The sequence below is a fragment of the Pantoea ananatis LMG 2665 genome, from assembly GCF_000710035.2.
Lineage (GTDB): Bacteria > Pseudomonadota > Gammaproteobacteria > Enterobacterales > Enterobacteriaceae > Pantoea > Pantoea ananatis.
The window spans coordinates 137,408-160,091 of sequence record NZ_JMJJ01000017.1 but is presented as its reverse complement, the minus strand read 5'-3'; the positions used below and the strand labels follow the sequence as shown (position 1 = coordinate 160,091).

16 protein-coding genes are annotated in these 22,684 nt (G+C 51.2%); 9 read left to right on the top strand and 7 right to left on the bottom strand.

Features of this window, described 5'->3' with window-relative positions:
* Nucleotides 1-35 precede the first annotated feature (35 nt).
* Together EL29_RS22295 and EL29_RS22290 are read right to left on the bottom strand one after the other, a co-directional pair.
* On the bottom strand, nucleotides 36-1,172 hold the full coding sequence (locus EL29_RS22295; RefSeq protein WP_028716058.1) for an ABC transporter substrate-binding protein: 1,137 nt from the start codon (nucleotides 1,170-1,172) through the stop codon (nucleotides 36-38).
* Nucleotides 1,159-3,288 carry a TonB-dependent siderophore receptor gene (locus EL29_RS22290; RefSeq protein WP_050442562.1) on the bottom strand — a complete coding sequence of 710 codons (2,130 nt, stop codon included), beginning with the start codon at nucleotides 3,286-3,288 and terminating at the stop codon, nucleotides 1,159-1,161. Before EL29_RS22290 ends, EL29_RS22295 begins: the two co-directional genes overlap by 14 nt.
* Before the next feature lie 500 nt (nucleotides 3,289-3,788).
* On the opposite strand from EL29_RS22290, the gene EL29_RS22285 reads away from it, so the two are divergent.
* The 5 genes from EL29_RS22285 (at nucleotide 3,789) to EL29_RS22265 (ending at nucleotide 9,477) form a co-directional block, all read left to right on the top strand.
* Nucleotides 3,789-4,667: a MurR/RpiR family transcriptional regulator gene (locus tag EL29_RS22285; RefSeq protein WP_014598196.1), complete on the top strand. Its 879-nt coding sequence runs from the start codon at nucleotides 3,789-3,791 to the stop codon at nucleotides 4,665-4,667.
* Nucleotides 4,668-4,956: 289 nt separating this feature from the next.
* Complete coding sequence (locus tag EL29_RS22280; protein WP_028716057.1) at nucleotides 4,957-6,933, top strand: autotransporter domain-containing esterase; 1,977 nt, start codon at nucleotides 4,957-4,959, stop codon at nucleotides 6,931-6,933.
* Nucleotides 6,934-7,141: 208 nt separating this feature from the next.
* On the top strand, nucleotides 7,142-8,014 hold the full coding sequence (rluF, locus tag EL29_RS22275; protein WP_014598194.1) for a 23S rRNA pseudouridine(2604) synthase RluF: 873 nt from the start codon (nucleotides 7,142-7,144) through the stop codon (nucleotides 8,012-8,014).
* Nucleotides 8,015-8,029: 15 nt separating this feature from the next.
* A complete protein-coding gene (locus EL29_RS22270) occupies nucleotides 8,030-8,545 on the top strand; it encodes a GrpB family protein (protein ID WP_028716056.1) in 516 nt (171 codons plus the stop codon).
* A gap of 260 nt (nucleotides 8,546-8,805) precedes the next feature.
* The gene (locus tag EL29_RS22265; RefSeq protein WP_014333033.1) at nucleotides 8,806-9,477 is read left to right on the top strand and encodes a hypothetical protein; all 672 of its coding nucleotides are present in this window, start codon (nucleotides 8,806-8,808) and stop codon (nucleotides 9,475-9,477) included.
* Between the two features lie 47 nt (nucleotides 9,478-9,524).
* On the opposite strand, the gene EL29_RS22260 is transcribed toward EL29_RS22265, so the two are convergent.
* A complete protein-coding gene (locus EL29_RS22260) occupies nucleotides 9,525-11,321 on the bottom strand; it encodes a sensor domain-containing phosphodiesterase (protein ID WP_028716055.1) in 1,797 nt (598 codons plus the stop codon).
* 690 nt (nucleotides 11,322-12,011) lie between these two features.
* Here EL29_RS22260 and EL29_RS22255 point away from each other — a divergent pair.
* Both EL29_RS22255 and EL29_RS22250 read left to right on the top strand, forming a co-directional pair.
* Nucleotides 12,012-13,205 carry a diguanylate phosphodiesterase gene (locus EL29_RS22255; protein ID WP_013028050.1) on the top strand — a complete coding sequence of 398 codons (1,194 nt, stop codon included), beginning with the start codon at nucleotides 12,012-12,014 and terminating at the stop codon, nucleotides 13,203-13,205.
* Between the two features lie 486 nt (nucleotides 13,206-13,691).
* Nucleotides 13,692-14,462 carry a DeoR/GlpR family DNA-binding transcription regulator gene (locus EL29_RS22250; RefSeq protein ID WP_014333036.1) on the top strand — a complete coding sequence of 257 codons (771 nt, stop codon included), beginning with the start codon at nucleotides 13,692-13,694 and terminating at the stop codon, nucleotides 14,460-14,462.
* A 267-nt stretch (nucleotides 14,463-14,729) separates the two neighbouring features.
* On the opposite strand, the gene EL29_RS22245 is transcribed toward EL29_RS22250, so the two are convergent.
* On the bottom strand, nucleotides 14,730-14,969 hold the full coding sequence (locus tag EL29_RS22245; RefSeq protein WP_014598192.1) for a hypothetical protein: 240 nt from the start codon (nucleotides 14,967-14,969) through the stop codon (nucleotides 14,730-14,732).
* 823 nt (nucleotides 14,970-15,792) lie between these two features.
* Between EL29_RS22245 and EL29_RS22240 the strand changes: the two genes are divergently transcribed.
* On the top strand, nucleotides 15,793-17,559 hold the full coding sequence (locus tag EL29_RS22240; RefSeq protein WP_013028054.1) for a sensor domain-containing phosphodiesterase: 1,767 nt from the start codon (nucleotides 15,793-15,795) through the stop codon (nucleotides 17,557-17,559).
* A 108-nt stretch (nucleotides 17,560-17,667) separates the two neighbouring features.
* Here the strand turns inward: EL29_RS22240 and EL29_RS22235 are convergent, their stop codons facing one another.
* Together EL29_RS22235 and ascF are read right to left on the bottom strand one after the other, a co-directional pair.
* Complete coding sequence (locus tag EL29_RS22235) at nucleotides 17,668-19,098, bottom strand: 6-phospho-beta-glucosidase (protein WP_028716054.1); 1,431 nt, start codon at nucleotides 19,096-19,098, stop codon at nucleotides 17,668-17,670.
* Nucleotides 19,099-19,127: 29 nt separating this feature from the next.
* A complete protein-coding gene (ascF, locus tag EL29_RS22230; RefSeq protein WP_028716053.1) occupies nucleotides 19,128-20,576 on the bottom strand; it encodes a PTS cellobiose/arbutin/salicin transporter subunit IIBC in 1,449 nt (482 codons plus the stop codon).
* A 312-nt stretch (nucleotides 20,577-20,888) separates the two neighbouring features.
* Here ascF and EL29_RS22225 point away from each other — a divergent pair, with 312 nt between their 5' ends.
* Entirely contained in the window at nucleotides 20,889-21,896 is a 1,008-nt protein-coding gene (locus EL29_RS22225; protein WP_013028057.1) for a LacI family DNA-binding transcriptional regulator, read from the top strand.
* A 5-nt stretch (nucleotides 21,897-21,901) separates the two neighbouring features.
* Here the strand turns inward: EL29_RS22225 and EL29_RS22220 are convergent, their stop codons facing one another.
* Nucleotides 21,902-22,660, bottom strand: a complete 759-nt coding sequence (locus tag EL29_RS22220; RefSeq protein ID WP_033766318.1) for a DeoR/GlpR family DNA-binding transcription regulator — start codon at nucleotides 22,658-22,660, stop codon at nucleotides 21,902-21,904.
* Nucleotides 22,661-22,684 lie beyond the last annotated feature (24 nt).

The window sequence follows — 22,684 nt, the reverse complement described above, 5'->3', positions numbered from 1 at the left end:
GCGGCGCGATGTTCAGTCTGCCGCCAGACCGCGCTTTAAGGCGATGCTTTCTCCAGCGAATAAAAGTAGGTTCCTGAATAGGGAACAGGCAGGAACGTGGTGAATATCTGCTGCAGGGTGTGTTCCGGATCAACGTCTTTAAACCGATCCGGATAAAGGGTTTTAGCAAAAAATTCCGCTGCCGCAACGTGCCACGGGCTGAGATAAAAGTTGTGCCACAGCGCGGCAGCATGACCGTTATGAAGGGCCCGAAGCTGCTTAAGGCCATTTTGTTGCGCAGTCAGCTGGATCAGGGACGCGCGTGTTTCAGCCGAACTGATGGCGGGACCGATCTTCAGATCCGATGAATCGCCGCTGTCTCCGCTACCTGTCGCAAAATAAAAATCCGGATGCGCGACAATCACGGCTTCTTCATTCAGTCGGCCAAAAACGCCAGCCAGGGTTTTACCGGCAATGTTATCTCCCCCTGCCAGCGACAACACCTCGCCGAGACTGCCATTCACAGCGGTGACGCAACATTCATTGCGGCGGCCCAGGTGGAGCTGTAGCAGCACGGTAGGTTTAGGGCCTTGATAACGGGCAAGGCGCTGCTGAATAACCTGCATATGTTGCTGATAAAACTGGTTGAACGCCGATGCACGCTGTGGCTGATCCAGTACATCCCCAAGGATGGCAACACTCCGCGTGGTGTTTTGCAGTAAATGGACCCGCAAATCGATTTTAACCACGGGAATGTTTGCCGCTTTCAACGCCTTTTCCAGCCGTTGCCCGGCATCACTGCTGCGGGCGAACTCGGGCAGGATCACCACGTCTGGTTTTAACGCAATCACCTGTTCAGGATTAATATCATTTATTCCATCAAAACCTAACGACGGTATGTTGAGCATCTCTGGAAATTTGTGCGCGAAAATATTCCATGTTTGCCGGTCATACTTCTTCAGATCCTGGGGCCAGCCGACCAGCCTTTTGAATGGGTTGCCGGGTTCCAGCATGGCGAAGGTGTACAACATTCTGCTTTCGCCAAGAACAATACGCTGAGGACGATCGGGAATATCAACCCGATCGCCATTAATATCAGTAATCGTCTTGCCCCAGGCGACGCTGCTGACTGTCATGGAGAGCAGCAGGAGCAGGAGCCGCCAGATTGTTTTGCAGGGATTAGAATTCAACACGGGCTTGCACCATCAGGTTACGGGTTTCACCTTCACGTACGCGCAGGTTACCGCCGCTCGACGTGTAGTAGTGTTTGTTAAACAGGTTATTAAGATTCAGTCTTAACTGCGTTTTTGTACCCAGTAGCTGATTGTTCCAGGCAATAAAGCCGTCAGCGACAACGTAATCCGGCAAAGAGAAGCTGTTATCCGGATCGCCGGCGCGACTGCCAACATAGCGTGCGCCACCACCTACACGAAAATCACCGGGTAAACTGCGTATCACCAGGTTATGACTCAGGTAAAGCGCCCCGGCATGTTCAGGTGCATTCTGTAGGCGATGGCCGTTGTTGGCCGGATTAATTCTGTCATCGACGATTTCGGCATTGTCATAACTGTAATTGGCACTGATGTCCCAGTCGGGCGCCACTTCACCATTAACCTCAAGCTCAACCCCTTGAGACCGCGCCTTGTTAATAGGGCGGGTGGTGCCGTTAATGCTCAACGACATCTGCCTTTCATCAATGTTGTAGAAGGCGACCGAGGCGAAAAGGCGAGGGGTGATTTGCCATTTGCTCCCTGCTTCCCATGTCGTTCCCTGTTCGGGTTGACTCACATTGCCCGCATCATCAACATCGGTTGACGGGGTAAAGGATTTACTTATGCTGGTGTAGAGCGAAATATCTGGCGTGATTTTATAAATCAGCCCGGCCTGCGGCAGGAATTTATTCCCTTCATCATCCAGTGTCTGAACGACCGGGTTAAAACCTTTTGAAGCCCGTTGCTCATAATGTTGGTAACGCCCGCCCACGACGGCGATCCAGTCGGATGTCAGCGAAATGCTGTCTTTGACATAAACCGAGCGGCTGTGGATACGGTTTAAGTTGTTGGCATTCGCCGTATTCTCTGTCGTGCTGTCGGTGACGGGAGAAAACATGTCATAAACCGGATTGAAATAGTTGAAGCGCCTGTCATTCTTGCCCTGATACTGATGCGCCCGATAGGTTTGGTTCATTTCATAATCGGTGCCAAACACCAGCGCATGCGTCATGCCAAAAAGTTCCGGATTGCCCAGAACATCCCAGGAAACGTATTTGGTTTTTTGATTAAAGCCGCGATTGGCATCCGCGCGCCGGGTGACAACGCCGCTGGCAGGATCAATGGCCGTTACCCGCACCTCATTATTGTCATAACGGCGCTGATTCCAGCCAAGCGTCAGGCGCGTGCTCCAGCTGTCGTTGAACTGCCAGTCATAATGGGCGTTCAGCGCCTGATTGCGTCCCCAGGCATGATTGGCTTTATCGTCCAGCCGCTGTTTGTAGGGCAGTGAGAGGGGTGAGCCGTTGATAAACGCTGTGCCGCGATCGTAGGGAATATCGTAACGATAATCGCTGTAACTGATTAACAGGCTGGCCTTCTCCCCATACCACTGAAGAGAGGGAGCCAGCAGCGAGTGTTCATCACTGCCAAAGTTACGCCAGTAATCCTGGCGTTGTTTTTCCGCGATGAGCCTGAAGGCAACGCCGTTGCCCAGTGGGCCCGTAACATCCAGCGTACCTGCACCGCCGCCTTCGCTTGCGTAGCGGCCACTGACCGCTGAGTGCCAGGAATATTGCGGCTTTTTGCTGATCACGTTGATGATCCCACCGGGATTCTGAATACCGTAGAGTAACGAAGCCGAACCCTTTAGCACCTCGACGCGTTCCGTGGTGGCATCCAGATTGAGTCCCTGGCTGCTGCGGATGCCGTCGCGATAAACAGACCCATCAGAATTACTCCCAAAACCGCGCCGCACAAAGCCATCTTCCGTGCCTGCCAGGGTGTTTGCTTCAGACACGCCACTGACAAAACGCATTGCATCACTCAGGCTGCTGGCCTGGTAGTCATCAAGCTGTTGTTGTGTCACGGTACTGACAGACTGTGCCTCATCCAGACGCGCCACCGGGGCTTTGCTGGCCACGCTGGTGGTGGGGATGGTGTAGCCATCGTGACGATCTGCGTCACTGGTTACCGTCACCGTATTATCACTGACCGCCGCCAGGCCTTTACCCGAGGCAAGCAGCGCGCCAGAACACATCGCCAGCATGACTGCCTGCTGAATCCCCAGGTTTTTAATCTCGTTGGAACGTTTTTTCATTATTTTTTCGCTGATCATCAATGACAGAAATAAAGGGAATAACCCTGTGTATTGCGTGTATTTATTCAGCGACGGGCAGATAACCTCATCACCTCGCCCTCGCTTTTTTGTAATTGATAATCATTCAATCATTGGCTGATGTAGTAGTAAACAGAAAAGAGAGGGTTTTCACTACATTCTGAAATGTTACCTGGCATGCAGTAAAAGCGGTGCATGAAGGACTTTATATATTGAATTTAATGATTTTTTTAATTCATACTAGGCGAGTGAACGCGTAAGCTGTCCCAGGAGGAGGATCCTGTGGGCGATGAAATTGCTTGCTGACTACATTGTGCAGGGCCATTATCTGCAGGCGGGAAATGAGAAACATTATCCTTTATCCGGCTTATTGGGGCCTCCTGCATTCAGGTTTCCGGCACTCATGTCGCTTCAGGATCAATACGTGCGGGAATAACATCACATGTTTACTAGTGAAAATGATAAGGCGGACGATCATCGCAATGCAGACTAAAAGCCGCGTTGATATCGTGGGTGAGCGTATCCGGTCACGTGAGCATCAACTCTCTCCACGCCTTCTGGCTGTCGCGCATTACATCAATAGCAACCGGGAAACGGTGCTTGACAGCACGGCGATGGATATTGCTGACGCCAATCATACCTCTGACGCCACCGTTATCCGCGCAATCCAGGCGCTGGGGTTTTCGGGCTTACGCGATCTGAAAAAAGTGCTGCAGGCCTGGTTCGGCCCTGGCATGTCTTCAGAGGAGAAGATGACAACCACGGTCAACGACGTAACGCGTGATGTCACCTCGTCAATAGACTTTGTTTTGCAGGGGCATCTTCATGCCTGCCATGTTTTATCCTCTGAGCAAAACCGTCAGGCGCTGGCCGAGGCTACCGGATTGATGATCGAAGCCCGTCAGGTTGCCATTTTTGGCATCAATGCCTCAGGCATCCTTGCGGACTACAGCGCCCGCCTGTTAAACCGAATCGGCCTGGCGTCATTCTCACTTAATCGGGCAGGGATAGCGCTGGCGGAGCAAATGCTGGCCTTGCAGCGCGGCGATGTGCTGATCATGATGGCGCAGAAGTCTGCCCACCGTGAGGGAAGCACCGTGGTGCGTGAAGCCAAAAGACTCGGCGTGCCCATTATTTTACTCACGAATGCCACTGACTCCTTTTTTGCCCGCGAAGCGGATGTGGTAATCAACGTTCCACGCGGTGGAGAGAAGGGGCGAATTCCGCTCCATGGCACCGTAATGGTTTGCCTGGAGATGATGATTTTGTCGGTTGCCTCCTCCCTGCCTGACCGCACCGTGAAAACCATGAAAAGACTGCAGGACCTTTACCGCGGGCTTAAGCCTGCGGCTAAAAAATAGCGCCTTCGTTGGGTGTCACACAGCTCCAACCTGATGATGCCTGTCCACGGCCGCCAGGGTTGACGACATTGCCTCCGTCCTGGCCTCGCCGGGCACGTTTTTCGCGCTCCGGGCTCAGGTGCGGCTGTGGCTGGCACTTTTCGGAATTTTAAAAAAAGTTTTCGTTTTTGCGAGCGCACCCCAGCTCTCACCTGGAGCCTTTTACTCTCAACGGCTATTACTGAGCCGTGATGTTATTTGCTGTTCTTCGATTTATCCATCCTTGTTACATCCCTGAGCGGAGCAAATGATGAAGAGAGCGCGCGTGTGGTTTCCTGTATCCTTAGTGGCGCTGGCCACGGTGAGTGCCCTGACAACACCGCTGCCGGCCATGGCATGGGACAGTCTTACCGTATTCGGTGACAGCCTGAGCGATACCGGAAATGTGGGTCGGTTTACCTATAATTCTGCAACCAATCCGCTGTATGACGAAATCCTTGCGCGGCAGGCAGGGCTTACGCTCCAGCCTTCTTCCCAGGGCGGCAGCAACTACGCGGCAGGCGGGGCCGTTGCCGTACCCGCTATTAATCCGCAGTTTAATACTCAGGATCAGGTGGCGCGTTACCTCGCATCGACCAACGGTCGGGCCGATCCCAACGGATTATATATTCACTGGATAGGCGGTAACGACCTGGCCGCAGCCGTTGCGCTTCCTCCGCTGGCAACCACCCTCATTGACAACAGTGCCGGTGCGGCCGCCAGTCAGGTGAAAGCGCTGCTCAATGCTGGCGCAGGCACCGTGATTGTGCCGACAGTCCCTAACGTAGGCGCCACGCCCGCGCTGATCGAGGCGATTCTTCAGCCGTTTAGTGCCGCAGCCGTGTCCGCTGCCTTTCAGTCACTGGATGCTGCCGCAACGCCCAACAGTGCCGCCAGACAGCAGGCTATTCAGGCTGCGTTCAATCAGGCAGCCGGACAACTCTCCGGTGTCCCGGCGGTTCGCGATCTGATTGCACAGCAGTTATTCGCCGCCTGGCAACAGCTGAGCGCTCAGGCGGCAGTCTTGACGGCGCGGTACAATCAGCTGGAGGAAAACGCGCTGGCAAATACCCAGGGAAATATCGTCCGGGTTGATATTAATGGGCTCTTTAGTGAAGTCATCGACAACCCCGCGGTTTATGGATTGAGTAATACCGCAGGCATGGCCTGTCCGCCCGGAACCTCCTCCGTTGACTGTACCTCATCAACGGCAGGTTTTTCGTCCCAGCAAAATTATCTGTTCGCCGATCGCCTTCATCCCAGTCCGGCGGTACATGCCATCATTGCCGACTACATTCAGTCGATTCTGGATGCACCCGCGCAGGTTGCGGTGCTGACGCAGGCCCCACTCGCCATGCTGCATGACATGCACAACACACTGGATGGCCATCTTCAGCAGCAGCGCAAGCAACCCGCTGAGTCCGGTCAGTTCACCGTATTTGGCGGTTATGCCGGTCAGCATGCCCGCAATAAAAACGATGTTTTCAATGATGGCGACACCGATACCGCCAACCTGTCTGTGGGCATCGGTTATCAACTGAGCGATAACTGGCAGGCCGGTGCATTGCTGTCGACCGCCAGTCAACGCCAGCATCCCTCTGATCGGTATGATTACCGGCTGCGTGGCAATATGGTTGCGCTCTGGAGCCAGTTGCAGCTGGTGGATCGGCTCTGGCTTAACGCCGACGTCCACTATGCGGATCTGGATTACGACGCAATAGAACGGCGGATAAAACTTGGACCTGCAACGCGAACGGAGCAGGGAAGCAGCGGGGGTAAACTGATGGGGCTGCGCGTCCAGACAGGCTGGGATTTACCGTTAGGCGAGGTTATCACTACCGGTCCGGTAGCCAGCTATGCACTGGACTACGTGCAGGCAGATGCTTATCAGGAACGGGGCGACAGCAGCAGCGCCATGCGTTTCTCCGATCAAACGCGGCACTCACAGATTGGCGCAGCGGGCTGGCGTATCGACACCCAAGGATTATGGATAAACCCCTGGGCACAGGTCAGCTATAACCACCAGTTTGGCGACACCGACTCAGCCGTGAGCGCGGGGTTAAAATCTACCCGCACCACCTTCCGGCGCACCAGCGCAGGCCAGGATAAAGACTGGGTGGATATGGCCGTTGGCGCCAATGTGCCCTTGGGCGAGGCGGTGACCGCATTTGCCGCTGTTTCGACGGTGGTGGGTGACCGTGATTATCGCGACGTCACATGGAACCTGGGCCTGAGCGCTCGTTTTTAAGAGGATGTTGTCGCAGGGACGCGATAAAGGTTTGCTTGCTCATGAACCCGGGCGCTGGACTGCCGGATACCCCGGCCTGTGTCCTGAGGTCATCGCCACGAGATAAATCGTTACCTGGCTGAGGGAGGGTGAACGGCTCAGAAAGTTTGACGGATCCCGCTTCGCAAGCGGGTTTCGGTAAGGTATAGTGCGCGTTTTTGGAGGAACCATGCTGACCCAATCATCTACACGGCTCAATAAATACATCAGTGAGAGCGGAATATGCTCCCGCCGCGATGCCGATCGCTTTATCGAACAAGGCAACGTTTTCATCAATGGCAAGCGCGCGGCGGTAGGTGCCCAGGTCTTTGCAGGCGATGTCGTAAAAGTGAATGGTCAGTTAATTGAGCCACGTGATGAAGATGATTTGGTGCTGATTGCGCTGAACAAGCCAACCGGCATTATTACCACTATGGAAGAAGGCGAGCGCGATAACATCAGTGATTTTGTCAATCACAGCAAGCGCGTTTTCCCTATTGGTCGGCTTGATAAAGATTCTCAGGGCCTAATTTTCCTGACCAACCATGGCGATCTGGTCAATAAAATTTTGCGTGCCGGCAACAACCACGAAAAGGAATATGTGGTGACCGTCGATAAGCCTGTTACCGACGAATTCATCGCGGGCATGGCGTCAGGTGTTCCCATGTTGGGTACGGTAACCAAAAAATGCAAAGTAAAGAAAGAAGCGCCTTACGTGTTTCGTATTACGCTGGTTCAGGGGCTTAACCGGCAAATCCGTCGCATGTGCAAACACTTTGGCTATGAAGTGACTAAGCTTGAACGCACGCGCATCATGAACGTCAATCTTAAAGGCATCCCTTTAGGAGAATGGCGCGATCTCACGGATGATGAACGGGTTGAACTGTTTAAGTTACTCGAAAATTCCTCTTCAGAAGACAAGCCAGCGAAGAAAACACCACAGAAGAGTCCGGCGGCAAAGAAACCGGCAAAAAATGCCGTTAAACAGGGCGAAAAGTCAGAGGATAAACCGGCGTCACGCAAGCGCTTTACCCAGCCGGGTCGTAAGAAAAAAGGGCGCTAGAACGGATGCGCATCAATGAGTCGTTTCCCTTTGATTATCCGTGAATACCGGCCCGAATGGGCGGATCACTTTTCTACCGAAGCTGCTGTTATCGCGGCGGCATTGGGTGAGCATCTTGTGGCTATCCACCACATTGGCCGTACGGCTGTTGAAGGGTTATCAGCCAAACCTGTCATCGATATTCTGGCAGAAGTGATGAATCCTGATGCGCCAACAGCAGAGTCTGGGCTAATACAGGCAGGCTATCAACCGCGCGGAGAAAACGGTATTCCGGGAAGACGCTATTTTACTAAAGGTGTTCAGGCGCGTACCCACCAGATTCATGCTTTTCTCCCGGGGAGTCCGCATATCATACAGCACCTGGCGTTCCGGGATTATTTGCGACACTTTCCCGCGATTCGCCATGAATATGCTGCGGTCAAATACGCCGCACAACGTGCCTGCCAGGGCGATATGAAGATCTATTGCGCATTGAAACATGATTTTATTCAGTTTCATCAGCAACGCGCACTGGCGCTCTTTCCCTTCTGATTTCTTCCACAGCCTCGCTCTCCATTATCCGCAACTTTTCTGGAATTGTGTTTCTGCCCTCTACACTTTTTCATTCAGCAGCAAGCGCGTACTGGCGTTTGGCGAAAGTGCCTGAAACGATGAGATAAAGCATGTGGGAACAGCCAATGCGTGCGAGAAAGCGTCAGGCCAGTGCCTCAGGCCGCATAATCAGAAGACGCCACCTTTTCAGGATGAAAACGACATGGCAGGATAAGCCAAATTACTAAGGAGTGGGCCTGATGTTACTGAAAGGTATGAATGATCCGTTACTTAAAGCGTATCAGCATCCAAAATCAAGGTTGATGATCAGTCGTTTCAGAGGGTTAGCGGGGGATCGTCGTCTCAGTGACTGGCAGGTTTTTTGTATTCTGGTCAATGGATTTACTAATTACTGGTACGTATTATCCGGTAATTTCAACATCCATGTTGAATATACTAAAACGCGGCAGTTCGATTTCATGCAGGATTTTTTGCATTTTTCTGTCACGCTCGATGGCTTATTAAGCGACGCGCACTTTCGCTGCCCCGATTTTATTTTGCCGCATTATGATGTTCCTTATGAATTTTGCCGCTGGCGCAGCAAGCGCGGTTATGATTCTCCGGTGACGTATGTTGGCAACCACGGTGTTAAATCCCATAAAGGTCTGTTTATTGCCAGCCACGATGCGACGCGAGATGAGTACCTGATGAAATGGGAAGGAACAGTCACGGTTTTTGATAAAGCCTTTTTTAAAATGGGAAGTTTTCAGACTACCTGTGACTTTTTAGTGAATGATATGACAAAAACCATTCGTGAAGGCGTGATCAAGCATTTGAGCCTGTATCGTGACCTGTATAATTATATTTTTCCCTCGCCCGTGGAAGCGCGTATTCAGGCGCGTGACAATAAACGTTATTTGGCAAAGAAATAAACAATCGGCCAGACCTCTCCTCGCAATCCGTTCAGAAGGGTAAACCGTTAGTGTCCGGAAGGCTCGCCAGGTAACTTCCAACGCAGCCAGGCATCCAGTTCAGTTTCGGCCATGGGCTTGATATTGAAATATTCATATGCGACATCATTATCTTGCGGGGGAGCGGCAAGGGGTGACGTCGCAGCGGGAAAGCCGGTTTCATCCGCTAAGACGATCGTATTAAACTCTTTTAAGGTGCTAAAAATACTGTGCGCTATCAGACGTGAAGTGATTTTTGCATTGATCGCGTTTGCCAGGACGTTATTAAGCTTGATGATGACAGGCGGGCTTTGGCGAAGGTAGCGTATTTTGCTATAGCCTTTAGCGGCATCCTCCCACGTCATACTGAATCCCAGACGTCTGAGCATTTCCAGCCCCAGCATGGCGGCCGGACTGTCAATGATATGCTCCGTTTTCACTATCTTGATGATGAGCAGTGAGACCGGCAGCCCTGCCTTTAGCATTTTCTCCGCCAGCTTTTCTGCAAAAGCGACGTCAGCAACATCTCGCTCGTGAAGACTTATCGTTACAGGTAACTGAATAGGGTGATGCCGGAGACGCTTAAGGCGGCAAATAGCGCGGTCGACCAGCCAGGCTGTGAGCTGTTTGTCCAGCTCTGTTCCCTCAGCCAGCGTGACAAAATTATCTGCCGGCAGGTCGCCGCGCAACGGATGGTGCCAGCGCATCTGTGCTTCAAGGCCCACAGGTTTGCCGCTTTTCAGGCATACCTTGGGCTGGAAAACTAAATATAAACCGTGATTGTGTCGTAAGGCTTCTGCCAGTTCGCTCATCAGGGTAAAATCTGGCGCACAGCCTGAATCGCTTAATTCATCAAGACGAAACGGCGAGACCTTTTGGTCACTCTCATATTCCAGCGCATTGACTGCTCGTCGGAGAACCTCATGGGCGGGGGCATCACCGGCAACAAAATCTGTTTGCCCGACGCAGGTGGTCAGGGCCATAGTCAGACCATCACCGACATCAGCACTGATTCCATTAAGACGCTCGACCACCCAGCGCGCACTGATGTGGCTGTCAGTATGGGTTAAAATCGCAAAACGCCCGGTGGCGATAGTATAAAGCATGCCGCCACTGATTGGTCGAAGGCGTAAAGGCAGAAGCGTCGCCACATCTTTAAGCAACGACTCCAGCGATGCCATACCTAACGATCGGGATAATTCGAACGCGCGTGACATATCGATACAGTCAATCAGCACCAGACGGCGAAAAGCCGTGTCGTTCAGATTAGCAAGGAGCTGTATATCACGAACAAGACGTTCCCGATTCGCCAGGCCAGTAACCGGTTCGACAAAAGCCGCAGAGTGCCAGGCGTCAAGGAATGCGATAACTAACGCTGCCAGGGATTCAAAGATATTTTTTTGCTGGTTGTCGAAAGGGCGCGGTACCGTATCCGTTACGCACAGCGTCCCCAGCATCAGGCCATTTTTGTTTTTTAGCGGCGTGCCGACATAAAAGCGGATGAAAGGCGCATGCGTTATTAACGGATGATGAGCAAAACGTGCATCACGGCAGGTATCCGTGACAACGACCGTTGCGCCGCCTTCGACCACGTGCCGGCACAAGGCCTGCTCGCGAGATGAATCTTGCAGCTCAATATTATAACTGGCGCGAACAATATGCTGTTCATCGGTCAGAACGGTAATATAACTTCCATGGGTGCCCAGCAGCTGGCTGGCCAGACGCAGAAATTTCTTCAGACCTTCATCCCGGCCGCGATCGGAAATGCTGAGTGCATTTTTTTCACTGGTGCGGTGAGGTTCCTTTTTAGTGTATTCCATAGACATTCCCGCTCCTGCCCGTTTGCTGAATAGAACTGCAAAAAAAGAGTGTACGACAAATGCTGGAAATAAAACCCAATCAATATAAAAGGCAAAAGCAATTAATTTATTTCTTGTGGAGAGTGAGGGTAGGAATTATAAAGTTTTCATGTCTTTTTACTTAATGCAAATTGTATCCGTTTTTTTGGCGTTGTTTTTTGGTTAAGAAGTTTGACGCTGAAATATTATAAATAATAGTGCGGCCATTTTAATCAAACGATTCACTTTTATTTTATCATTCAGCCCTAAATTAAATTTCAGGTATTGTTCGTTTTTTTTAATGTATACATGCCGGGTCTTATGTCATTTATGCGTTGTGCATTACGCCGCCTGACGGGATGGCACTCAATGGTTACGTCTGCAATGTCAGCTAATACAAGGCATTATCTTGTCTCAATGGCGGGCGGTAACGAGGCGTTAAAGTCAACCAATAAGCCATGTCGGGATCTTTACGGTGAATAGGCATTTTTAAATAAATAACCTTAATGAATAGGTTTCACGACGCCACAAGATTAATCCGGATCGTGCCGCGATGAAGCGTCGTCACCGTAGTATATTAATGTAAATTATTGTGCCTGTTCGCGAACCGATACCTGCATGTTTGGACAATAACTGATAAGCTATCTTCTACAATCACGACGACGTTGGAGCTGCCCTTTGCTGACCACCATTATTTACCGCAGCCACATTTCGGATGACGTTCCTGTTAAGACGCTTCCAGGAATGGTGGATGATGCCAGCATACTTAATGCTTCCCATGAAGTGACAGGCATTTTGTTGTTTAATGGCACACATTTCTTCCAGTTGCTGGAAGGCCCGGAAGAGGGCGTTCTTGCTATTTACCAACGTATCTGTGCCGATCGCCGACATCACAACGTGGTAGAACTGATGCGTGACTACGCGCCATCCCGTCGCTTCGGTAACGCCGGAATGGAGTTGTTCGATTTGCGTGAACACGATCGTTCAACCGTGCTTCAGGCGGTTCTCGATAAAGGCACCTCCAAATATCAGCTGACCTATGCTGACAGAGCGCTGCAGTTCCTGCGTACCTTCGTAGAAGCACGTGAAAAAGAAAACTACTACGAGGTATTACCGTCAGAATACTGGGAATTCATTCCTGAAGCGCCTGCCTCAAGCGCGGCAAAATCCTCTCCTTCGGGTATCACCTTCCGACCGGTTGTTGATCCCCTTGCCAGGCAGGTGACGGCTATTGAGGCGATTACGGATACGCGCCACAGCGGCAGCGATCCCAACGGGTCGGATAAAAAGTTACATGATGCCGACCTCGATGCCGTGATTAAAGCTTTCGAGATGGCAGGCAGGGCCTGTCCGGATGAAATGACCCTGTATGTCAGCCTGCTTCCTATGACGCTGGTGGTCGTGCCGGACGCCGTTGCCAGAATTGTTGCAACCATCAACGCCTCAGGTCTGGTGCCGGAGCAGGTGGTCATTGGCGTCAGTGAAACCGAAGTTATTTCACGGCTGGAAGCGTTTTCCGTGGCTGTCAGGGAGCTTAAAGCCGCCGGTATCAGCCTGTCCGTTGATAACTTCGGTGCGGGCTCGGCAGGATTGTCATTGCTGACCCACATTCAGCCCGATCGCATTCGTATTGATTCCAGTATCACCACGGATGTTCATCGAAGCGGCCCGAAACAGGCAGTTGTTCAGGCGATCATCAAATGCTGTTCAGCATTAGAAATCACGGTAATTGCCGCAGGCATCGTGAAAGCGGAAGAGTGGATGTGGCTGGAAGCCGCGGGCGTGATCAACTTTCAGGGCAGTCTGTTTGCGTCGCCAGATTCGGGGCAGTCCGATGCGGTTGCCTGGCCAGAATATCGTGACGCAATGTAAGTATGCTCATGCCGTTATAACATCATAGTCTGAACGTTTATCGGTAATCTATTCCTGGCAGCACGGAACGCTGCTGTTATTCCACTTATGCTCTACGTACCCGCCCTGTATTATCCTTCTCTCCTGCTACGCATTTTGAATTCAGCCTGAATATTGCCATTTTTACCGATCCGCTATCTTCTATCGCGAGTCATTGTTAATCGTCAGGCAGCCAGCAAGAGTGCGGGTGTGGTGTTGCGAAAGGGATGAATAACGATTCCTCGTACTCCGCGACAATATTTAATGTCTCCACTTTTCGTCAGAGAAATTAAAACGATTTTACCTGAACAGTCTGAGCAGGGTGGTCAGGAGGCGGGCGCATAAAGCGGTATTACTCACCAGTGAGCTGAGTTAATCACCTTTCCAGAGATTACCTGGACACAAAAAGCACAGTTTGCGATCATGGCAGCATTACGGAAAATAAAAACCTGTTCAGGTACACATAACATGAAAGAAAACAGTCGCTTAGAATCGATCATGAATTATCTTAAAGGCAACAATCTGGTCACGGTTGAACAGCTTGTTACGGTGACCGGTGCGTCACCTGCGACCATAAGACGCGATCTGATTAAACTCGATCACGAAGGTGTCGTCAGTCGCACGCATGGCGGCGTTACCCTGAACCGGTTTATCCCTTCTCAGCCCACGACGCTGGAAAAGTCGTCGCGCAATCTGGCTGAGAAACACGCGATTGCCCGCGTTGCGGCCAGTTTTATCAAAGCCGGTGATGCGGTGATACTGGACGCCGGTACTACCATGTTTGAGCTGGCGCGACAGATTACCCATATGCCTTTGCGTGTGATCACCAACGATCTCCATATCGCGCTGTTTTTGTCTGAGTTCAAACAGATTGAAGTGACAATTATTGGCGGTCGCATTGATGAAAGCAGCCAGTCGTGCATTGGTGACCACGGGCGAAAACTGCTTAATAATATTCATCCGGACATTGCCTTCCTGAGCGGTAACGGATGGGATGGGGTTAAGGGCGTGACGTCGCCTACAGAAGAAAAGGCCGCGCTCAAACGGGACCTGATCAGGAACGCCCAGCGCCGAATTTTACTGGCAGACAGCTCAAAATACGGCGCATGGTCGCTGTTCAACGTGGTGCATTTGAAGGAGCTTACGGATATTGTCACCGATGCCAACCTGGATAATGAGATCCGGCAAAGGTTGCTGTCAAACCCACTCCCTGCGCTGACGATCGCGGAACCCGTGTAACACGCCGTTGCCTATGGCGGTGTTGCAGACCCATCGGGTGCGGATGAGTGCGTGGCGGAACAGCGCGTTAACCGCGTGGCACAGATTATTGCCCGGGCATGGCATCAAGATTTGCCCAGAGGAGCGCGCGGCTGAGAAAGGATTAAGGGTTTGCGACAGGATAAATGCGTCAGGCAGGTACCAGGGTTGGCGCCAGAACACGACATCGCTGAACCGGCTGATAAAATACGCGCCTGGGTCACGCAACCGTTATCCCGCCAGCGAGCGTTACTCGTCTATCAGGGGTTTGAGATACAAGCGTGTATCGCCGTCTTCACCATGTTTTGGGTGCCAGACCATGGCTGCATTTTCATCGCCGATGTAGGTCATCCCCAAAGGTTCTATGACTGCATAGGGCCGCGCGAAAGCGGCCCGGTAGGCCAGTAACTCTTTTGCCATTGCCACAACCTGATGAGAAACGTCGTCGGGGTGGGTGACAATGTGATTCAACTGTTCTTCAGTCAGCATACTTCCATTCCTGAACACCCAGCCCATAAACGAAGCCATCTGGCAGGGGTTTTAAATCTGTTAATTATAGTCAAACGGGTTACCGTCAGCTTTCGTCATTGCTCAACGCTCAACGCTCAACGCTCAACGCTCAATGGACATGACCCATATTGGCTGTAGGGCGTAGCTTACTACGGGAAGGACAGATTTCGAAGGCCTGTTGACAGCCGTGCAGAAGAAAGGAAAGGGCAGCAGGACAGGCGTTACCTTATGCGTCGATAAATCAGACAGAAAAGACGCGACAGGTGGCCTGCGACATCTTGACTATTTATAGCCATATGATCGCGGTTGGTGTTGTTGGCTTCAGCAACAGGGTAGCGCGCGTTTTACGCTTGTGTATGAGCCGCCATTTTCGCTTCCGCCCCGTCAGGCCCAGAGAAGGAGGCGGTAACGCGTTACACAAAACGATCTGAAGATATTGCTGAAAGAGCGGTAAGCGCAACAGCTGAACGCATTTCATGTTATAGCCTGCGGTTATTCAGGCAGGCAGCTGCGCTTTTGATGAGGTGAATGATAAATATGCCCGGAATAATCAGGTCGTTTATTGGCGCGATTGCTTCACTTTGGCTTGCAGTCATGTGTGATATCGACATAGCTGAAAACGCCAGGCGCGAGGCTGACGGCGCGGTTTCTCGTTAAAAATCTTAGAAAAAAGTTCCGGTCATGTTATACAGTCTCGCATAGCCCTTGTTTGCGATAAATCGTCCTTTAACAGGGCGCTAAATATTTAAATTTAGGCTAAATTAGTTTCTGCGTTTTTGCACCCGCACAAGGGGAGGCTGTTGTGCACAATAATCAAAGTGGCAATGACGAAAATCGTCTCAAAGCGGTTAAAGCACTTTTGTCACCTGATGTTACCAGGGATGAGGTGCTGGAAAAGTTTGTTCATCTTGCCGCGCAGGTACTGGGCATTTCAGGCAGTTTTATTTCTATTATTGATGATAAAAATCAATATATTAAGGTTTCCCGTAATTTCAATCTTAAAGAATCCGCACGAGAAGTTTCCCTTTGTCGTCACGTGATTGACGGTGACGGACAGCTCGTTGTGCAGGACACATTACAGGATAACCGCTTTACCTTTCATCCACTTGTTGAGGGTGAGCCGCACATTCGGTTTTATGCAGGCGTGTCGTTATCTAATCTGGAAGGGCTGGTTTTAGGCACGCTTTGCGTGACCGACACAAAGCCTCATACGTTTAGTGATGAGCAACTGGACACCTTAAAGTCGCTGGCAAAACTGGTTAGTTCTTTTCTGGATGCCTGGAATCTTGCCAGTTTCACGGACCTGATCACGCTTTTACCCAACCGGCCCCGACTTATTCGCGACATGCAGCAGTTGGCCGTCAATAATCCCGATCGTCGTTTTCGCCTGATCCTCATCGACTGCCTTGATATTCCACAGGCGTATGAGTTATCCCGTACTTTTGGCATTGCGCCGGTAGAAAACCTGCTCAGACAAATTGCCGGACTGGTCGGTGTTCGTCTTCAACTGCAGTCAGATGACATGCTGTATTCATTTGCGCCCGGCCGGTTTGCGTTAATACAACCTTATCTTGGTGGTTATAATGCGCAAAGCACCGTTGAGGTATTAACCAGCCTTAAAGCAGATTTAGCGGATAACATTACGATTGATATTGATGTTTATACGGGTGAGACAGAGTTTGTTTCCCGCGACATCGATGCGAATGAAGTGGTGCGCCAGGCGGTCAGTGCATTACACGAATGTATCCATCAAAACATGGGCGCCATGACGTTCGATCATGCTTATGATTCGCGTCGCACTGAAGATTTTTTGATTATGAACGATCTGGCTCAGGCGCTTAAAAAAGATGAAGGCCTGTACCTCGCTTATCAGCCAAAGGTCTGTTTAAAAACGGGAAAAACCGTAGGGCTTGAGGCTTTGATCCGCTGGCACCACCCAGAGAGAGGCGAACTGTTTCCGGCCGACTTTATACCGCTGGCCATTAAAACCAACCTGATTTCTGTCCTCACTGACTGGGTTATCGATCGCGTCATTATTCAGCTTAAGCAATGGAACAACGAGTTTGAACTTATCCCGGTATCCGTGAACGTCAGCGAGCGTGACTTTTCCAGACCAGAGTTTGCTTCTGGCTTAGCCAGTAAAATGCAGGCGGCAGCCTTGCCGACAGCACTACTGGGCATTGAGTGTCTGGAAAACGAGCTCATTACGGAGAGTGATATCGCCATTAACGGGCTGGAGGCGCTTAAAGCTCAGGGATTTGTTATTTCGCTGGACGACTTCGGTACGGGCTACAGTAATATCAGTTATCTGCAGGAAATACCGCTAGATGTCATTAAGGTCGATATGTCTTTAATTGGCCGAATGGATGGCGATCATGCGTCAAGAATCATCGTGCGGAGTATTATCATGATGTTGAAAGAGCTGAACTATACGGTACTGGCAGAAGGCGTTGAAACTGAAGCCACGTTGAGTTTGCTGAAGCAATACGGTTGTGACCAGATACAGGGTTACTTCTTTTCGAAGCCGCTCCCGGCCAGCGATATCGAACACTGGTTGCTGCAGAAGTAAATGCCCTGAAGGCGACAGTCAGTGTCGCCTGAAAAGCAGGACAGCCTGCTTCAGGGGGTTTTGCCAGCAGCGCTTCAGTCGGTTAAGAGGCTGAAGCGCGCTGTGCGATTAATCCAAATCCCTGCCGTTACTTTCTATCACCTTTTTATACCACCAGAAGGACTTTTTCCGCCGCCGGGCCAGCGTGCCTTCTCCACGATCGTCACGATCCACATAAACGAACCCGTAACGTTTGCTCATTTCGCCGGTTGATGCGGCAATCAAATCGATACAGCCCCATGTGGTATAGCCGATAACATGAATACCGTCTCCGATCGCATCGGCCATCGCCCGGATATGTTCGCGCAGGTAGCTGATACGATAATCGTCAATAATTTCGCCTTTCTCCGTTAACTCATCGCGTGCGCCCAGGCCATTCTCGACCAGGAAAAGCGGCTTCTGATAACGGTCATACATCATATTCATGGTTATGCGCAGGCCAAGCGGATCGATGCCCCAGCCCCATTCACTCCGCTGAATATGCGGGTTGGTGAGGGATTTCACCACGTTTGCCGCGCTGCTATTGTTGTCATTCATCTCGGCCGAAGCACATCGGGATGCATAATAGCTGAACGACACGAAATCGACGGTATGCTTGAGTATATCCGCATCACCGTCTGCCATTTCAATCTGAATCCCTTTTTCGCGGAAAAGGCGCGCAGCGTAGGCGGGATAAGCACCTCGCGCCTGAATATCAATGAAAAACAGGTTTTCACGATCTTTTTGTAGCGCCGCCCAGACATCTTCAGGTTTGCTCGACCAGGGATAAAAATTGCCACCAGCCAGCATGCATCCCACCTGATTATCAGGGTTGATTTCATGCGCGATTTTTGTCACCAGGGCGCTCGCGACCAGTTCGTGGTGAGCTGCCTGATATTTAACCTGCTCACTGTTTTCACCGGGTTCAAACACTAATCCGGCACCCGAAAATGGGCTGTGCAGCATGATGTTAATTTCGTTAAAGGTCAGCCAGTACTTCACTAAACTATCAAATGCGTCAAAACAGGTGCGGGCATAGCGGGTAAAAAACTCAATCATTTTACGATTACGCCACGAACCGTATTGCGTAACCAAATGCATGGGAACGTCAAAATGGCAGAGCGTCACTAAAGGTTCAATGCCATGTTTACGACATTCGGTGAACATATCACGATAAAAAGCCAGGCCCTGTTCATTCGGCGTGCTTTCATCGCCACGCGGAAAGATACGGCTCCACGCAATTGAGGTGCGAAAGACGGTAAAGCCCATTTCTGCCATCAAGGCAATGTCTTCCCGATAACGATGATAAAAATCGATCGCAGTATGGCTGGGATAGAATTCGTCATCGCGCAACTCAACGCGTTTTTCCTGCCCCAGCTTTACTGGCATACGCGTGGTGCCAATGGGGATCATGTCAACGGTAGTGAGTCCTTTCCCGCCTTCAAGAAAAGCGCCTTCTGACTGATTGGCGGATAAGGCACCGCCCCATAAAAAGCCTTCAGGGAATGTTGCTTCAGACATGAAATCCTCTTTAACAGGGTCATTAATGATCAGCTGGCGTTAGCCGCTTTCGTTTGTTCGGGGGATGCGCCAGGTTGTGATGGCGCCGGAGGGGTGGTTTCTGGAATATCTTCAAAACCCAGAATCAGGGTAAGAATGAACGACAGCACCACGGAAAGTACCATTACCGCGACAACCCAGACAATCGACAGGGGATTGGTCGGGTCAAAAAACTGGACGCTGGTAAATAAACCCGGTGAGGCCATTGAATGGCTGGCCAGACCGCCTATGCCGGCCACGGCACCGCAGATGAATCCACTGATCAAACTGGCAATTAAGGGGCGTTTTAATCGCACTGCCACGCCGTATAGAGCAGGTTCGGAAATGCCAGCCACAATAGCGGAGGCCGCCGCCGCCAGCGCGGTTTGACGTAATTCGCGGTTTTTTGTTTTAAAGGCCACCGCCAGCGACGAGCCGCCAAGCGATAAATTGGCGCCAATCTCAGAAGGCATCACCATGCCTTCTTTACCCGTTTCGGCAATGGTCTGGATGATGGTGGGAGTAAAAACCCGATGCATACCTGTCATGACCAGCAACGGCCACAGCCCACCCATAATGGCCACAGAAAGCCAGCCCAGATAACCGTGAATGGTGTAAACCAGAGCGGAAATCCCGCTGCCGATCCAGATACCAATCGGGCCTATCAATACAATGGCGATCGGCGCGGCGATTAACACGATCAACATAGGCTTAAGGAAGTTTTTTGTCACTGCAGGGGTGATACGATCCACCCCGCGTTCAATGTGAGACAAAATCCAGGTCATCACCAGCGCCGGTATCACCGTATAGGTATACTTCACCGCCGTGACCGGGATAAAAGCAAAGTCGACGTGTTGTCCCTGTGCGGCTTTAGCCATGAGGTCAATAAAGTTGGGATGCACCAGCACGCCAGCAATGGCGATAGCCAGTGACATATTGGTTTTGAATTTCAGCGCGGCAGACGCCGCCACCATAATGGGCAAAAAGAAGAAGGCACCATCACCCATCACGTTAAGTATGATTAGGGTTGATGAGCCTTTCTCAAATACGCCAGCCATATCCAGTATCATGGCCAGTAGCTTGACCATTGAACCGCCGATAATAGCCGGAATCAGCGGTGACATGGTGCCAACCAGCGCATCCAGAATGCCGGCGCCTACGCTTTTAAGCGTCATTTTGCGTTTTACGGGCGCGGCGCCGTCCGACTGCGGTTCGCCTAATGCCAGCACGGCCTGATAAGCCTTTGCTACCTCATTACCAATAATCACCTGTAACTGAGTATCGGTATGAACAACGCCCATGATGCCGTTAATGGCTTTCAGGCCGGCAAGGTCAACCAGATGGTCGTCCTTCACCACAAAACGCAGGCGGGTCATGCAATGGGTTACCGCACTGATATTAGTCAGGCCACCCAGCTTACTGACGATAGCCTGTGAAATCTCTGCATAATTTCCTGGCATGATTTTATCTCGTAGGGAAGAGGAAAGTGCGCTCGGGTTTCCGCTCTCACCGTCGTGTTGTTGTTTTACTTCGCCAGTCAGCCTGCCTTACTCTGCATCTGACCCACGGTGCGGCTAAATAGGAAACCGGTTTCACAAAATCATGAAGAGATTTCACCTTTTAAACAAGAGTGTAAAATAGGCTGATGTTATTTTTGTGATGATAATCACTTTGAGTGGCGAAGCACGCGGCACGACATTAAGGCTAAATATTTCAAATAATGAAAGGCTTAGGTAAACTCCATTTACTCAGAAGATTCTGGCAGCGATAACATGACAACCATTTCACAAGTAGCAAAACGCGCCGGCGTCTCAAAAGCGACAGTTTCGCGGGTGTTGTCAGGTAAGGGTTATGTAGGGCAGGAGAAGCGGGAACGGGTTTTGCTGGCCATTGCGGAGACAGGCTATCGACCTAATCTGCTGGCACGTAATCTGGCAAATAAAAGTACCCAAACCATCGGGCTGGTTGTAACCAATACACTGTACAGTGGCAACATTTTCAGTGAGTTAATGTCTCACTCTGCCAGAATTATGGAGCAGCAAAATCGGCAGTTGATCCTGGCCGATGGCAAACATACCGCTGAGCAGGAGCGCGCTGCCATCCAGTTTCTGCTCGATTTACGTTGCGATGGCGTTATCATCTATCCGCGTTTTCTCAGCATCGACGAGCTGGATGCGATTATTTCGCAGCACAAGCAGCCTGTGCTGGTCATTAATCGTCGTCTGCGAATTAATGACAGCTTCTGTATTTACAGCGATCAGCAGGCAACCAGCCAGAGGGCCGTCAGTTACCTGATTGAACAGGGCCATCGCAATATTGCATTTATTACGGGATCACTGGATTCGCCGACCAGTCAGGAGCGACTTGCGGGCTATAAAACCGCGCTTCACACTCAGGGAATCGCAGCGAATCAGCAGCTAATTGTGCAGGGCAAATGGACGGCGCAAAGTGGGATGCTGGCGGTGAAAACATTGCTGGCGAGCGGACAGCCCTTTAGTGCTATCGTCGCCAGCAATGATGAAATGGCTATCGGGGCGATCAAACAGCTTACAGAAAATAATATTGCTGTACCTGGAACCGTCTCGGTCATTGGCTTTGATGACATTCCGCTGGCCCCTTATATAACGCCTGCGCTCTCCAGTGTTAAATTTCCCGTTACCGATATGATCAATGACACCATTAATCGACTGGTCTTTATGCTGGATGGCGGTGAATTAACGCCGTTTACTCCCTATCAGGGCAGCCTCGTTGTGCGTGATTCCATTACCGGCATCACCTGATGCCTTTACTGTGCTGAGTCGATCGCGACCTGTATTAACCCGATACCTTGCGCCGCGAGTCCGGCCACCACGTCCTGAGAAAGCCCCTTTTCCGTAATGACGTGACCGGGCTGAAAACCGGAAGACAGAGGATAAGGATGGATCTGCCCGAATTTAGAACTATCGGTCAGAACGTAGCTTTCTGCACCTTTAGCCAGCACGGCGTCCACGACATCACATCGCAGCATATCCCGCCCGGTGAAGCCGGTTTCCGGGTGCCAGCCATCTGCACCAATAAAGGCCTTATGGAAGTGCATTTGCTGTACGCAATACCGGGTTAAGGGCCCCGTCATTGATTCGCTGCGCTTTTGCAACATGCCGCCCAGAATAATGACTTCACAGGCCGCGTCTTTAAGCAGATGGCCGATATAATGGCTTACGGTGATTAACGTCAAATTTTTGCGGCTGGCCAGCATACGTGCCAGCAGGGCGTTGGTGCTGCCGCCTTCGATCAATACAGATTCGCCATCGTTAATCCGCCCGGCTGCATAACGGGCGAGCGCCAGTTTTATCCCATAGCGGGTATGCATTCGCACGCCAACGTCGTCGCTGTCTAATGCCTGAGCCGCACCGTGAACCCGACGTAAAACCCGCTTTTCTTCCAGCAGGTTGAGGTCCTGGCGAATGGTAACCTCCGACACACCGGCCAGCCCAGCCAGTTCGCTGACGGCGACATTGCCTCGGGTATTAACCAGTTCAATAATTTTCTGCTGACGCGTATTCATCATGGTTCTCTGCTCTGACGTTGA

Excerpts from the sequence above, each read along its gene's own strand:
- EL29_RS22290 (WP_050442562.1), bottom strand. The coding sequence starts at position 3,288 with ATGAAAAAACGTTCCAACGAGATTAAAAACCTGGGGATTCAGCAGGCA.
- EL29_RS22285 (WP_014598196.1), top strand. The coding sequence starts at position 3,789 with ATGCAGACTAAAAGCCGCGTTGATATCGTGGGTGAGCGTATCCGGTCA.
- EL29_RS22280 (WP_028716057.1), top strand. The coding sequence starts at position 4,957 with ATGAAGAGAGCGCGCGTGTGGTTTCCTGTATCCTTAGTGGCGCTGGCC.
- rluF (WP_014598194.1), top strand. The coding sequence starts at position 7,142 with ATGCTGACCCAATCATCTACACGGCTCAATAAATACATCAGTGAGAGC.
- EL29_RS22270 (WP_028716056.1), top strand. The coding sequence starts at position 8,030 with ATGAGTCGTTTCCCTTTGATTATCCGTGAATACCGGCCCGAATGGGCG.
- EL29_RS22265 (WP_014333033.1), top strand. The coding sequence starts at position 8,806 with ATGTTACTGAAAGGTATGAATGATCCGTTACTTAAAGCGTATCAGCAT.
- EL29_RS22260 (WP_028716055.1), bottom strand. The coding sequence starts at position 11,321 with ATGTCTATGGAATACACTAAAAAGGAACCTCACCGCACCAGTGAAAAA.
- EL29_RS22250 (WP_014333036.1), top strand. The coding sequence starts at position 13,692 with ATGAAAGAAAACAGTCGCTTAGAATCGATCATGAATTATCTTAAAGGC.
- EL29_RS22245 (WP_014598192.1), bottom strand. The coding sequence starts at position 14,969 with ATGCTGACTGAAGAACAGTTGAATCACATTGTCACCCACCCCGACGAC.
- EL29_RS22235 (WP_028716054.1), bottom strand. The coding sequence starts at position 19,098 with ATGTCTGAAGCAACATTCCCTGAAGGCTTTTTATGGGGCGGTGCCTTA.
- ascF (WP_028716053.1), bottom strand. The coding sequence starts at position 20,576 with ATGCCAGGAAATTATGCAGAGATTTCACAGGCTATCGTCAGTAAGCTG.
- EL29_RS22225 (WP_013028057.1), top strand. The coding sequence starts at position 20,889 with ATGACAACCATTTCACAAGTAGCAAAACGCGCCGGCGTCTCAAAAGCG.
- EL29_RS22220 (WP_033766318.1), bottom strand. The coding sequence starts at position 22,660 with ATGAATACGCGTCAGCAGAAAATTATTGAACTGGTTAATACCCGAGGC.